This is a genomic window from Pseudomonas sp. FSL W5-0299, assembly GCF_005930655.1.
GTDB classification, from domain to species: Bacteria; Pseudomonadota; Gammaproteobacteria; order Pseudomonadales; family Pseudomonadaceae; genus Aquipseudomonas; species Aquipseudomonas mandelii.
In genome coordinates, this window is record NZ_RXHX01000004.1 from 153680 (window position 1) to 167189 (window position 13510).

A 13510-nucleotide genomic window follows, 5' to 3' on the forward strand; every position below is an offset into this window, starting at 1 on the left:
TCCGTGCCATTACTGCTCATCCAACCAGGATTGAAACATCAACACACTCCATAGGTGATGCTGCCAGTTGCGCTTGCCTTCAAGATGTTCTTCCCACATCTTTCGAATAGGCTCGGGCTTGAAGTAGCCATCCTTCACGAGCCTTTGTTCCGCAAGAAGCATTTCAGCCCATTCTCGCAAAGGCCCGCGCAACCAGCTGTCCAGCGGAATACCGAAACCTTGCTTTGGACGCTCGATAAGCTCTTTGGGTACATGACGGTAAAGCACCTGCCGCAACAGCCACTTCCCTTGGCCCTCGCGAATTTTAAGATTGATCGGCATCCGCCAAGCGAGTTCGAACACCCGGTGATCCAGCATCGGAACTCGGGTCTCCAGGCTGACCGCCATCGACGCTCTATCCACCTTGACCAGGATGTCATCTGACATATAACCCCGGGCATCCATGGCCATCATCCAATGTTCGAAATTATCGGTCTGCGGCCAGTTCTCGGAATCGGTAAAAAGATTCTTCGGCTCCCGACCGCCTTTAACCACACTGACGGGATCCGACCAATGACTGTTCAACTGGCGATAGAACGCTTCACCGTTCGACAACGCCAAGACCCCTGCCAACTTATGCGCTTTATCACCCGGTGTGGTCAGTTGGAAACGCTTTGGAAGTAAGGGCTTTGCCATGCCATATAGCCTGTCCCAAGTGGACGGCTTCAGTGAACGCAACAGGGTTGCTCCGCAAACACGCAAAATCCGGGGTAGACGATTCATCCGTCCCCAGACTTCGCGTGCAACCAGATATCGGTTGTAACCCCCGAACAACTCGTCACCCGCGTCACCGCTCAGAACGACCTTTACTTGTTGCTCTGCCATCTGGCTGACAAGGAAGGTCGGGATCTGGGAACTGTCTCCGAACGGCTCGCAGTACATGGACGACAAGCGAGAAATCACTGCGAGCGCGTCCTCTGGGCGCACATACAACTCAGAGTGATCGGTGCCTAGATGCTTCGCGACGGCTTTCGCATGAACGGCCTCATCATAACCACCCTCGTCAAAGCCAATGGTGAAGGTCTTGATTGGGCGGCTGCTCTGCGCCTGCATCAGGGCAACGATAGTGCTGCTGTCTACACCACCGCTAAGGAATGCTCCTAGCGGAACGTCTGCGAGCATCTGTTGACCGATACTCTTCGACAGTTGCGCTTCCAGGAGATCAACAGCCTCTTGCGGCGTGCCGGTAAATGGCTGCGCTATGCCGTTTTTTACAACCTCATTAACACTCCAGTACGTTTTTACCTGAGTGTTCTTTGCAGTCGATATGTTATCTAGAGACAAGCTCAGATAACCGCCGGCAGGCAATTTGTAAATCCCTTTGTAAATACTGTAGGGAGCAGGAACGCAGTTGTGACGCAAGTAAAGCGTCAACGCATCGCGATCGACCTCACCGCTGAAATCCGGAAAGGATTTGAGTGCTTTCAGTTCGGAGGCAAACAGCAGCGAATTATTCTGCCATCCATAGTAAAGCGGTTTCTCCCCCAATCGATCTCGAGCCAGCGTCAAAAGGCTCTGTTGCTTGTCCCAGAATGCAAAAGCAAACATCCCGACAGCGGCCTTGAGAGTCTTCTCCACTCCCCAGAATATCAGACAATTCAGTAACACCTCGGTATCGGAATGTCCACGCAACTCCAACTCACAACCGTCTTCGACCAACCGCTCCCGGAGCTCATGGTGGTTGTAGATCTCACCATTGAAAACGATGACATAACGTCCGTTGATCGAATGCATAGGCTGATGCCCGGCCGGGGAAAGATCGACAATGGCAAGTCGACGGTGCCCCAATGCTAATCCAACCGAGGGATCTACCCAAACGCCAGAGTCATCTGGACCGCGGTGGGTGATCGCATCGTTCATCTTCGTGATGATGGGTTCCAACTCAAAATCTAAATGCGCACTGAAAAAACCGGTGAACCCACACATCAATGAAATTCCTTGCTTGCGCTAATTTGCTCATACACTGTGGTGAAGCGCGCCTTCGCACAGTCCATCGTGAAATTGTCGTGAACTCTTTGACGAGCCTTGTCACCCAACGCAACGCGCTCGTTGTGATTCAAGGCGATAAGCCGACGTAATCCTTCCGCCAATGCCTCGTAGTTTTCAGGCTCCACTACGATACCTGCGTCACCGAGCAAGAACGCCGCATCACCTACATGGGTTGCTACGCAAGGCAGCCCGACAGTCATGGCCTCCCCCAAAACATTGGGGAAGCCTTCCGTACGGGAGTGCAGACAAAAGATATCCATTGCCTTCAGACAGGCTGCAACATCACGTCTCTCACCAAGCAATACAAAACGCTCAGAGTAGCCGGCCGCCTCTATCAGCGAGACTAACGTCTTATTGTCACGATTCAGGTCGCGCCCGACCAGCAAAAACTTGACATTCGGACTGTCGGCGCATAACAGCAGTGCCGCTCTTACGAAATTCTCATGGTCTTTGTCGGGATTGTATCTACCGAGACTTCCGACAACTAAATCGCCAGGCGCAAAAAGCGCTGCGGCGCGAATAGCATTTCGCTCTTCTGTGGTGGCCGTTAGCGCCTCTGGATGAAATCCATTCGGAATAACGATCATCTTGCTATTGTCATAGCCAATATTCACATGAGCTTTGCGAGAAGCTTCCGCAGCGCACACAATGACTCTAGGGACTTTGCTCGAAAGAGCAGCGCACACTTTCCTTATCAGCCCTGTTACGCGACTGACGCCGCCGCCCACATCGGTCGTTCGAATCCCCCAAATTACACTTCGAATACCCGCTAAACGCGCCGCCACCCCTCCAATCAGATCGGCGTGATACATCCAGGTTTGCACGATGTCCGGCTGCTTCTGGCGAAAGAAGCGATAAAGCTTATACATTACTTTAGGGATGTCATATACCCCACGCATTCCCATCGTGCTGACGTTGATACCCTGTTTTTGAAGCAATGGACCAACTTTTCCAAGATCAGTGAGGGATATAACAAAATGCTCCTGCGCAGCATCATCACGGAAAGACCCGACCAGTCGCTGGAGCATCAGTTCTGCCCCACCAACATTCAAGCCTATGATTACATGCACCACTCTCATTAAGCCTGTACCTCATACCAGGCTTGGAACATCAAAATGCTCCAAAGCTTGGTGGAATGATCCACCCTGCCTTTCTGGTGTTCTGACCAGATTTTTCTAACCATTAGAACGTTGAAGAAACCCTCATTCCTCAATCGGGCCTCTTCAAGTAAAGTCTCGGCCCAATCCTTCAGCGGCCCTCGAAGCCAGGCACCAACCGGAATTGAAAAACCCTTTTTCGGGCGTTCGATCAACTCTCGAGGCACATGACGATATAGCACCTCGCGAAGAATCCACTTTCCTTTCCCGTCGCGAATCTTCATATGCAAAGGGACCGTCCAGGCGAACTCTACAACCCGATGGTCGAGCATGGGAACGCGCGTCTCGAGACTGTTAGCCATCGCCGCGCGATCAACCTTGACAAGGATATCGTCGACCATATAAGTCGCGGAATCGATAGCCATCATCCAATTCTGGTAACTATCAGTGGCAGGCCAGTCGCTGCTGTTATTCAGAAGAGTCATCGGTTCATGCCCTCCTAAAACAAGCTCATCGGGATTTTGCCAATGGCTGATCAAACGGCGATAAAAGTCTTCGCAGCTTGTTGAGGAAACAACATTGGACAACTTCTTTAGCTTTTCCGGCAGAGGTCCAGCTGCCAGCAATGTTTGAAGACCCTGACGCAACGGAAGCGGTGCCTTGCTCAGCTTGTTCCAAATTTTGGGTGACATTTGATAAGTGTTATAACCACCAAAAAGTTCATCACCAGCATCGCCACTTAAAGATACCGTCACATGCTCCCGAGCCATTTGACTGACCAGAAAGGTAGGTATTTGCGAACTATCAGCGAATGGTTCACAATAAATACGTGGCAACTTTGGAATTAACGACAATGCGTCATTAGAACTGACATAGATTTCCGAATGTTCCGTGCGCAAATGCTTTGACACGGCCAACGCGTGCTCTGCCTCATTATAACCCGGCTCATTAAAACCGATAGTAAACGTTTTGATAGGCCGATTACTTTGGGCCTGCATTAGCGAGACAATTGTACTGCTATCCACTCCGCCACTTAAAAAAGCACCGAGCGGCACATCAGAAAGCATCTGCCCTTGAATGCTTTTGTTTAACTGCTGCTCTAAAGCACTGATCGCCTCGGTATCGGAACCTGCAAACCGATTTTGTAATCCGTTATTGATAGCGTCGTTGAGCTTCCAATAAGCAAGCGGCAGGCAACTATTAGGGATATCGTCAACTTTTATACTGACATAGTGTCCCGGCAGCAGCTTTTGTATTCCTTGATAAATGCTCAATGGCGCTGGAATATAGTTATGGCGCATAAACAAAGAAATGGCGTCACGATTAATTTCCGCCTTGAACGACGGATGCACTTTTAGCGACTTGAGCTCGGAACCGAATAACAGTACATCACCTTGCCATCCCCAATAGAGTGGTTTTTCCCCGAGTCGATCACGCGCCAAGGTGAGCGTGCGACTTTGCAGATCCCACAGAGCGATGGCGAACATGCCCACTGTTGCGGCAAGTGTCTTTTCAACTCCCCAACGCGTAAAACAGGCAAGCAGGGTTTCAGTGTCGGAATGACCATTCCAGGCTTCTGTCCATCCCTCAGCAATCAGTTGCTCGCGCAAATCCAGATGGTTATAGATCTCACCATTAAAAGCGATGACATAGCGTCCGCATTTGGAAGGCATTGGCTGATGACCTGCAGCCGAGATGTCGACAATGGCAAGTCGGCGATGCGAGAGGCCGATACAACCCTCCGCCCCCAGCCACTCACCATGATCATCAGGTCCTCTGTGCAAAAGCGCATCGCCCATTTTTTTGAGCAAATCTATGGAGCTGGAAGCATTCGCTGTTGGTGTAAAAAATCCGGAAAAGCCACACATTGGTTCTAAGTATCCCTGATTCAACCGCTTGATGACGACTAGAAGAAAATATACAAACTTGAAATTCTAAAATTCATTAACTACATATAATTTTCGACTCCCCAACCGAGTCCAGGCTGGAAGAATCTTGGATACCACTGCATAACAAAATAAAACAAAAAAAGCAACAAATAAGCTTGCAATCGCCAGGATGTCAGGCGCAGTCCGGATACCAGAATCAAAATTAGAGCACTTTCAAAAATCCTCGCAGAGACCGGAAGAAAGAAATAGGTCGCAAGATAGAAAATCAGCATCCCTATTTGAAATCCGTTTTCTTTTATGAATTCTTTACCTTGTGAGAAATAAACAAATGCAACCGCGCTCCAGAAAACAAACCCCAAACCACTTATCTCTAAGTTATTCTCTCCATAAACCCCCGCCTGACGAGCCCCAAGGCTGGAGGCAAGGGCGAGCGTCAAGAACGATGCACTGCCTCCAACCAAGGCAAACGACATTAGCCGCAATCCGGAAGAAAATTTTAGAAAGCCCAAAAATATACTGCAATAATAGACTGCAACTATAAAGAAAAATGAAGCATGAATAAATGGGGTGAGCAGTATCAGCACGTTACGGGAGTACTTACCACGAGCAAACCATCCAAACAAAAACACAGAAACACAGAACCCCTGCCGCAGGTGAATCACGTAATTTTTTAAAACCTGAGGTAAAAGAAGAAACAGAAACAGCACGAAAAAAAATCGGCTGTCTATCTTCAGAATCAAATAAGAACTTACAAAAGCCGAGAAGAATATAATAATACGCACAGTTTCCTGGTCACTCAACACCAAAGAAAACAACATATTGACGAAAAGCCAAAATGGCTCATTTGTAAAAAAATGAGCAAACCCTTCGTTCAATCCGCGAGTTATGAGCTCTGCAGAGTTGGTAACATAGAGTAGGTAATTATCCCGGTCTACAAATGCGTCTACGGGCAGCGATGCGAGAACCGAGGCAAAGATAAGCGCAAGCAAAAAAGACGCAACAGTATAAAGGGGCGTGGGCTTGAACTTTATAACGTTAAAAATTTCCACTTATTACACCTGAATCAAGCATTTCGATAAACTGCGCGATCACTCTACTGAACTGACGACCTGACTTAAAGTTTTACCGGCCAGCTTTAGCCGTACAGAGTAAGTACCAACACTCGCCGTGTACAAAATCCGGAATAACCATGACCGCCTTCTGCCTAGCGCAGACTTTAGTACAGCAAAGGTTTTCACCTCAGCGAAATTTTCAACACACGCCTCCATGGAAAACATCTCGGATTTTTTTACGTGCGCATGGCTAAGCGAAGCCTTCTCACCTTCTGAGCTATTATAAAAACCCAGAAGAAGATTCATAACATTTTTCTTAGGATAAAGATTATCTTCATTATAAGAAAACCCAGGAATCTCGCTGAAGAAACCGTACGTTTCAGCTTCTGTAACGCTCTCTATACCGACGATTGACGGAACGCCCAAGCCGGAAGCTTCGATCAGTGCGGTACCAGAACCAACAAACACATCGAAATCCGATACAACGTTTGAAAACTCGGAATAGTTAAAGCCGCCCTTTAGCTTAACAACAGCTTCTAATTTTAGTTCACTAATTTTTTCAGAGATTTTTTCCTTTAGCGGACCTTCTCCATAGATGTCATAGCTGACTTCAACTCCTTGGGCCTTGATTTTATCGACAACATCAAGCATCCAAACATTATACGTCTTAAAGTCAACCAATCGCCCAACAGCACCTATCTTCAGACGATTGCTAAAAACCTTTGGTGGGACTTCTTTCCGTTGATTAATGACTCCCAATGGAAAGACATTCACATGACTGAAGTCTTTACCGGTCATACTGGAATAAAATTCAACCATCTTTTCATTGAAAAATATCAACGCGTGTTGCTGATGCAACGCGTTGAAAAAATCGCGATTACGCTTTTCAAAAAAGGGCAAGCTGTTTAAATTGCGCCCCCAACAAAATTCCATTGAATGGTACAGACCAATGGAAACTGGAAGTTCTCGACCCGCTGAAGAGGCAAGCCGCAAAGCCATATGTGCACAGAAACCGTTAGACACATGCGCTGACTCAACGGAAGTTAAAATTTCCTTAACAATGTCGGCTCGGAGAGGATACAACAGAGACAACTGATAAAACATACTCCAAGATTGCGCAAAAATCGGCTGTATGAAATCTTCCAGGAAGTAGACATCTGCACATTCCCGAGCTTGATTTACCAATTCCTTGTTACTTTTTGACTCTTGTGACAGAAGCACAATTTTTGTTGCCAACCCTTTTTCTTTTCGAGCCTGCGCCATTCGTACATAGAATGTTTCTATACCACCCATCGCCAGAGAACCATGTACAAATAACATTTACAGCCGACCTCTCACTAGCCCGATCAAATACAAAAATTTGTTTGTGTAAAAAACAGCACTCAAAATCAATACACCAAGCCACATAAAATATGGCAATACACCAAGATCATCACCGTACAAGGAAACAACTACGGATACGAAGACCACAGAAGATGAACAAATGAAAAATTTCCCGTGTGGAAACCGCACCCATAACAGGTTAGACACCTCTGCCCTCAAGAAAATATAAAGCAGGAATGCAATGGCACTGGCCGCTGCAGCACCTCCAGCGCCGAACTGCGGAATAAGTATGTAGTTCAACAAAAGATTGAGCATCATACTGATCACAGTAACAATAGGCAGATAACGAGTTTTCCTGGATATGCTAACGCCCACTCCAGAGACCTCGGCAATCATTATAAACAGCGGAGGCACCATACATGCCGGAAGCATGAAGCGGGTGGCAGCGTAAGATTCTGGCAGCAGCCAGCTGACTATAAAAGAAAATAATGCAACAACAGCAATTAACACCAATGATATGAACTGAACCAATTCGATCACGTCACCAACCTTTTCCTCAGCAACACCGTCCGCGACCCACTTATAGATCATGGGATGCCAAATTGTTGTAAATATTTGCTGAAAAAGAATCGCCACCCCTGCCAAGGTCGATGCGATTGAATAAACAGCCAGCTCTGACAACGAGGATAGTTGCTTCAGCATTATCCTGTCTAAAAAGCTCAGCCCCCAAAAGGCCAAGCCGTTCAACATCAAGGGAAAGCCGAAGTAAAATAAAGCCTTAATACTAACGCTTTCTTGCATCCCTTTATCTGAAGGTCGATATTCAATGCGCAGATAAAATGCCATTATTAAAACAACAAGCAACCAACTCAAACCTTGCATAATTGCCAGAGCGGTGAAATTATTCATTTCAGGAAAAAAATACACGCACAAGACAAGCAACAAGAACAGTAGCTTGGGAAATACCCTGGTCATACTGTATGCAAATGACAGCTCTTTCATTCTTAAAAACACAGAAAAAAATCGCTCAAAGTACAATATTACAGCCGACACAAAAAAAACCAGAAATAATAACTGGTTTTTAATTTCAAAGAGCCAATAAGTAAACTCCTCAGCATAAAAATAAATTACGATTATTGATAATAACAATGCAGACAAACCTGGAACCAAACAACTCTTGGCTAATAGACCTGTATTAATTACTTCGTTGAAATTCCTTACGTACGATTGATCAAGCCCAAAAGAAAAAAACACCACAATCAACGACAGCGAAAGCTGAAAAAGTGCTATGCGCCCTACGTCATCCGGAGGGAACAGCCACGCCAGTAATGGTAAGGTTAACAGGCTAAGCAAGGCTCCTAGAGAGGTTCCCACTGCATAGACAGAAACCGTTCTAAAATTCAACTAAAGAACTCCTGAACCGCATTTACTACCTGGTCAACTTCACTTTCACTAATACCAAACCAAATAGGTAAACGAATCAAGCGCTCGCTTTCTTTCGTTGTATTCACATCAGAACCATGAAACCGGCTGTAGCGCTCCCCACATACAGTAGAGTGCAAAGGAACATAATGGAACACAGCGTGAACTTTCCGCTCACTGAGATGCTTCAACAACTGGGTGCGAACATTTAGATCGTCAACCTTAAGATAAAACATATGAGCATTATGTTCACAATCGGAGGGTACGGAAGGCAGACTTATCGCACCCGTGGACGCAAGTGGAGCAAGCTTGGAGTAATAATCGCTCCAAGTTAATAAACGATTGCTTTTGATTTCCCCCGCCCTCTCCAGTTGCCCCCAGAGGAACGCAGCCTGCAGTTCGGACGGAAGATAACTGCTACCGATATCCACCCAGCTATATTTATCTACCATACCGCGGAAAAACTGGCTGCGATTGGTGCCTTTTTCGCGAATAATTTCTGCTCGACCAACAAATTGCTGATCATTGATCAGCAACAAGCCACCTTCGCCACCACTTGTATAGTTCTTAGTCTCATGAAAGCTGTATGCACCAAGATGGCCAATACTTCCAAGGGCGCGACCTTTATAAGTAGCGTTTTGCCCCTGAGCGGCGTCTTCAATAACGAAAAGTTTATGCCGCTCAGCAATATCCATGATGGTGTCCATTTCGCAAGCTACGCCCGCATAATGGACTGGCACTATGGCTTTGGTTTTCGAAGTGATAGCCGACTCAATAAGCGCTTCATCAATATTCATAGTATCTTTTCGGATATCGACGAATACGATTTTTGCACCACGAAGCACAAATGCGTTGGCTGTACTGACAAACGTATAGCTGGGCATGATGACCTCATCACCCGGCTGAATATCAATAAGTATAGCGGCCATCTCTAAAGCTTGCGTACACGATGGAGTCAATAACGCCTTGGAGCAGGAAGTACTGCTTTCAAACCATTGATGGCACAGCCCACTATAATGACCGTCGCCGGAAATCTTAGAGCTACGCATGGCTTCCATTACATACCGATCTTCATTTCCAGTATAAGGAGGCTTATTAAACGGAATCATATTTTCCCCATCACAGTTACGACTCATCATGAGAGCGTGCTTAGACACTAATGTTATATTAAAAAATTGACCTATGAGTTTCTTTCTGACAAAAACTGCTTTTCCAGCTCAAGAAGCTTATTGCTTCTGTCTTTCATACGTTTTGCTGGCGACCCGACGTATATACCCCAAGGACTGGTACTCTTGGTAACGAGAGTCATCGCTCCAATCGAACAACCTTCTTCAACGGTGACACCTGGAAAAATAACAGAATTTGCACCAACAATAACGTGTTTCTTTAACAATACCGGCGCAAATTTTTCATTTTTAAACTTGCGCGGAACTAATGAGTTGGCTAGCGTCTCGCCCGTATAATCATCAGATTGAGAAAAAACTTTGACACCATATGCAAGTGTACAAAAATCCTCTAAAACAATACCAGGAACTCCACCCGCAACCAAACACATCGGAGTAATATGATTATAACTTCCTATAGTAATGTTACCTGAAAGCACACAAAGGTCATCAATACGAGAACAGTCACCCACTTCAATGAGCTCAGCATTATAAATACATGCCTTATCACTGATTTTCACATCCTTACCAAGCTTTTTGAAACCCATCGTTTGTAATTGGGTGACACTTAGATAAGCCATAAAAACTCTCTAGCCGATATCAATTCATTTCAAAAAAGCAACATACCATGGCATGGCCTTGGCGATACCTTGCTCAATACCGAAGGATGGTGCGTAGCCCAAAAGCTCACTGATCTTGGTGATATCGGCTTGCGAATGACGAACATCACCAGCCCGGAAGTCACGGTAAACGGCCTCTTTCGTGTAATTCACCTTATTGAGCGCCAACTCCGATTTAAGTGTCGCAAAAAGCAAGTTTAGATCGGTACGACCGCTGACTGCGACGTTGTATACCTGATTCAGCGCTTTTTCATCTTTCGTCGTTGCAGCCAAGAGGTTTGCTTGAACTGTATTTTCGATAAAACAGAAGTCCCGGCTGGTCTGACCGTCACCATTAATGAAAACGTCTTCGCCCTTGATCATCGAAGCAGTCCATTTCGGTATTACTGCTGCGTATGCTCCTGCCGGATCCTGGCGCTTACCGAAAACATTAAAATAGCGTAAGCCCACTGTCTTAAATCCATAGCAGCGAGCAAAAACGTCTGCGTAAAGTTCATTAACGTATTTTGTGACCGCGTAGGGAGACAATGGTTTGCCAATCACGTCCTCTACTTTTGGCAAGCCTGGATGATCACCATAAGTTGAGCTACTTGCCGCATATGTAAAGCTTTCGACCTTTGCGTCCCGCGCCGCCACCAAAATATTCAAGAAACCATCAATATTGGTCGAATTGGTGGTGATTGGATCATTCAGAGAGCGAGGTACCGATCCGAGAGCCGCTTGGTGCAAAACATAGTTAACACCGGAGCAAGCTGCATTACAGGCATCCAGATCGCGAATATCACCTTCTATCAACTTGAAACGCGACCACTGCTCTGGACTTACCTGCTGCTTGACTTCGTCAAGATTATGCAAGTGACCAGTCGCAAAATTATCCAGGCCAACTACGAATTGATCGAGCTTGAGCAAAGTCTCAAGCAAATTCGAACCGATAAATCCGGCAACACCACTAACGAGCCATTTTTTTGGAGTCAGCGGTAGATCTTTTAATAAAACTTCGTAGCGTGTCATATAATTCGATTCAAATAATGTTGGTTAAAGCCCAAGTTAATACTTGGGCGATTAAGAACCGGCATTTACAAACGAATATCGGACTCAGAGCTTTCAAGCAAGTACTTCAGATCGTAAAGCACATGCTCAGGCTTGCCGAAAGAACGGATTTTTTCTACACCCAACAATTTGAACTCGTTGTGAGCAACCGCCACGACAATACCATCATAAGCATTTTCCGCTGGCTGAGTTATTGGCGTAATTCCATACTCATGCTGAGCCTCTGCACTATCTGCCCAAGGATCAAATACATCAACTTCGATATTATGCTCTTTCAACTCAGCAATAATATCTACGACACGCGTGTTGCGAAGATCAGGGCAGTTTTCTTTAAATGTGAGCCCCATGATAAGAATACGTGCACCGTCAACGTGAATCCGGCGCTTCAACATGGCTTTCACCAACTGAGATACTACATAGGCCCCCATTCCATCATTCAAGCGACGGCCAGCGAGGATTATTTCAGGGTGATAGCCTACGGCTTGAGCCTTATGTGTCAAATAGTAAGGATCAACGCCGATACAATGACCACCTACCAAGCCCGGACGGAATGGCAAGAAGTTCCACTTCGTGCCGGCAGCCTGCAATACCGCCTCGGTGTCGATTCCCATCTTATTAAAAATGATTGCCAGCTCATTAATCAGCGCGATATTGACGTCCCGCTGTGTATTTTCAATAACTTTTGCAGCTTCAGCGACTTTAATACTGCTGGCTTTGTGAGTACCCGCGGTGATAATCTCGTTATACAGATCATCAACAAGATCAGCCACTTCAGGTGTTGAACCCGCCGTTACCTTTTTGATAGTGGTAACACGATGTTCTTTGTCACCAGGATTAATCCGTTCAGGACTGTAACCAGCAAAAAAGTCCACATTGAATTTCAATCCGGAGACGTGCTCAAGGACAGGTACACAGTCCTCTTCCGTTGCACCCGGGTAGACAGTGGACTCATAAATGACGATATCGCCTTTTTTCAAAACTTTACCGATGGTTTCGGAAGCTTTGATCAACGGCGTGAGATCGGGTTGCTTGTACTGATCGATAGGCGTTGGAACCGTTACGATGAATACATTGCAGTCTACAAGTGTATCAAGATCATGACTAAAGCGAAGGTGCTCGGCTTGTTTCAGCTCTTCGCTATCAACTTCCAGCGTTGAATCGTGGCCTGCCTGAAGCGCGGCGATACGCGACTGGTTAATATCAAACCCTACAACAGCTCGGCGCTTGCCAAATTCTACTGCCAACGGCAGCCCCACGTACCCCAAGCCGATAATGGCAAGCTTAATATCTTTTAATTGATGCATAATCAAAGCCTAAATTATCCTATGAATTAGTTCTTGATAAATCCGAACAACCCCGAACTCACCGAGCATATTTCCATATATCGGGTCAGAGGATGTATAAGTGAATAGCGCTTATATACCGGATTCTCCTCAGTACGCTGACTTTGCCGAGCACCATATTGCGCAGGTAGCCTAAAAAGCACAGCCTCGAGGACTTTCTTTCCAGCGGAGCCGCTGTATTTTGTTTTCACTGCAAACGCACGCTGGTCGAGCGATCGCCAGCCCTCGAGCCAATCACTCTCTTGTGTCTCGCGCCCCGTTATCGCAACGATGTTCACTATCAGACCGGATCGAGGCTGAGCGAGCATGAACGAAGTGCGCAGGAACATACAACTGCATTGCGCCGGTGGGTCACTCGATCACTTTTCCACCTATGCATTTCTTGCATCATTTCGACGTGCATTGCTAGCACCTCCTCATCTGGCGGGGCTGCTCATGGGCCAGCACTCTTCTCATTTGATAATTCTATGGCTCTGCAGCCTAGCGGGTAACGTATGCCTGCTATCAGTCGATATAACGCCCT

Annotated in this window: 10 protein-coding genes; all 10 read right to left on the minus strand. The window is 46.4% G+C overall.

The window, feature by feature from the left end; translation table 11 throughout:
* Window positions 1–9 precede the first annotated feature (9 nt).
* The gene (asnB, locus tag FHL16_RS07755; RefSeq protein ID WP_077747940.1) at window positions 10–1965 is read right to left on the minus strand and encodes an asparagine synthase (glutamine-hydrolyzing); all 1956 of its coding nucleotides are present in this window, start codon (window positions 1963–1965) and stop codon (window positions 10–12) included.
* Window positions 1965–3107, minus strand: a complete 1143-nt coding sequence (locus FHL16_RS07760) for a glycosyltransferase family 4 protein (RefSeq protein ID WP_077747941.1) — start codon at window positions 3105–3107, stop codon at window positions 1965–1967. Before FHL16_RS07760 ends, asnB (FHL16_RS07755) begins: the two co-directional genes overlap by 1 nt.
* Window positions 3107–4993: an asparagine synthase (glutamine-hydrolyzing) gene (gene asnB / locus FHL16_RS07765; RefSeq protein WP_077747942.1), complete on the minus strand. Its 1887-nt coding sequence runs from the start codon at window positions 4991–4993 to the stop codon at window positions 3107–3109. The genes FHL16_RS07760 and asnB (FHL16_RS07765) overlap by 1 nt, the downstream gene beginning before the upstream one ends.
* An 80-nt stretch (window positions 4994–5073) precedes the next feature.
* The gene (locus tag FHL16_RS07770; RefSeq protein ID WP_077747943.1) at window positions 5074–6063 is read right to left on the minus strand and encodes an EpsG family protein; all 990 of its coding nucleotides are present in this window, start codon (window positions 6061–6063) and stop codon (window positions 5074–5076) included.
* A 39-nt stretch (window positions 6064–6102) separates the two neighbouring features.
* A complete protein-coding gene (locus tag FHL16_RS07775; RefSeq protein ID WP_077747944.1) occupies window positions 6103–7386 on the minus strand; it encodes a glycosyltransferase in 1284 nt (427 codons plus the stop codon).
* Window positions 7387–8793, minus strand: coding sequence for a lipopolysaccharide biosynthesis protein (locus tag FHL16_RS07780; RefSeq protein WP_077747945.1), 1407 nt, complete (start codon window positions 8791–8793; stop codon window positions 7387–7389). It abuts the gene before it with no gap.
* Window positions 8790–9920: a dTDP-4-amino-4,6-dideoxygalactose transaminase gene (gene rffA / locus FHL16_RS07785; protein ID WP_077747946.1), complete on the minus strand. Its 1131-nt coding sequence runs from the start codon at window positions 9918–9920 to the stop codon at window positions 8790–8792. The genes FHL16_RS07780 and rffA overlap by 4 nt, the downstream gene beginning before the upstream one ends.
* A 71-nt stretch (window positions 9921–9991) precedes the next feature.
* Entirely contained in the window at window positions 9992–10555 is a 564-nt protein-coding gene (locus FHL16_RS07790; protein ID WP_077747947.1) for an acyltransferase, read from the minus strand.
* A 24-nt stretch (window positions 10556–10579) separates the two neighbouring features.
* Window positions 10580–11605, minus strand: coding sequence for an NAD-dependent epimerase/dehydratase family protein (locus tag FHL16_RS07795; protein WP_077747948.1), 1026 nt, complete (start codon window positions 11603–11605; stop codon window positions 10580–10582).
* Between the two features lie 65 nt (window positions 11606–11670).
* Window positions 11671–12948, minus strand: coding sequence for a Vi polysaccharide biosynthesis UDP-N-acetylglucosamine C-6 dehydrogenase TviB (gene tviB, locus FHL16_RS07800; protein WP_077747949.1), 1278 nt, complete (start codon window positions 12946–12948; stop codon window positions 11671–11673).
* Window positions 12949–13510: the final 562 nt, after the last annotated feature.

Excerpts from the sequence above, each read along its gene's own strand:
- FHL16_RS07775 (WP_077747944.1), bottom strand. The coding sequence starts at position 7,386 with ATGTTATTTGTACATGGTTCTCTGGCGATGGGTGGTATAGAAACATTC.
- tviB (WP_077747949.1), bottom strand. The coding sequence starts at position 12,948 with ATGCATCAATTAAAAGATATTAAGCTTGCCATTATCGGCTTGGGGTAC.
- FHL16_RS07760 (WP_077747941.1), bottom strand. The coding sequence starts at position 3,107 with ATGAGAGTGGTGCATGTAATCATAGGCTTGAATGTTGGTGGGGCAGAA.
- FHL16_RS07790 (WP_077747947.1), bottom strand. The coding sequence starts at position 10,555 with ATGGCTTATCTAAGTGTCACCCAATTACAAACGATGGGTTTCAAAAAG.
- rffA (WP_077747946.1), bottom strand. The coding sequence starts at position 9,920 with ATGATTCCGTTTAATAAGCCTCCTTATACTGGAAATGAAGATCGGTAT.
- FHL16_RS07795 (WP_077747948.1), bottom strand. The coding sequence starts at position 11,605 with ATGACACGCTACGAAGTTTTATTAAAAGATCTACCGCTGACTCCAAAA.
- asnB (WP_077747942.1), bottom strand. The coding sequence starts at position 4,993 with ATGTGTGGCTTTTCCGGATTTTTTACACCAACAGCGAATGCTTCCAGC.
- asnB (WP_077747940.1), bottom strand. The coding sequence starts at position 1,965 with ATGTGTGGGTTCACCGGTTTTTTCAGTGCGCATTTAGATTTTGAGTTG.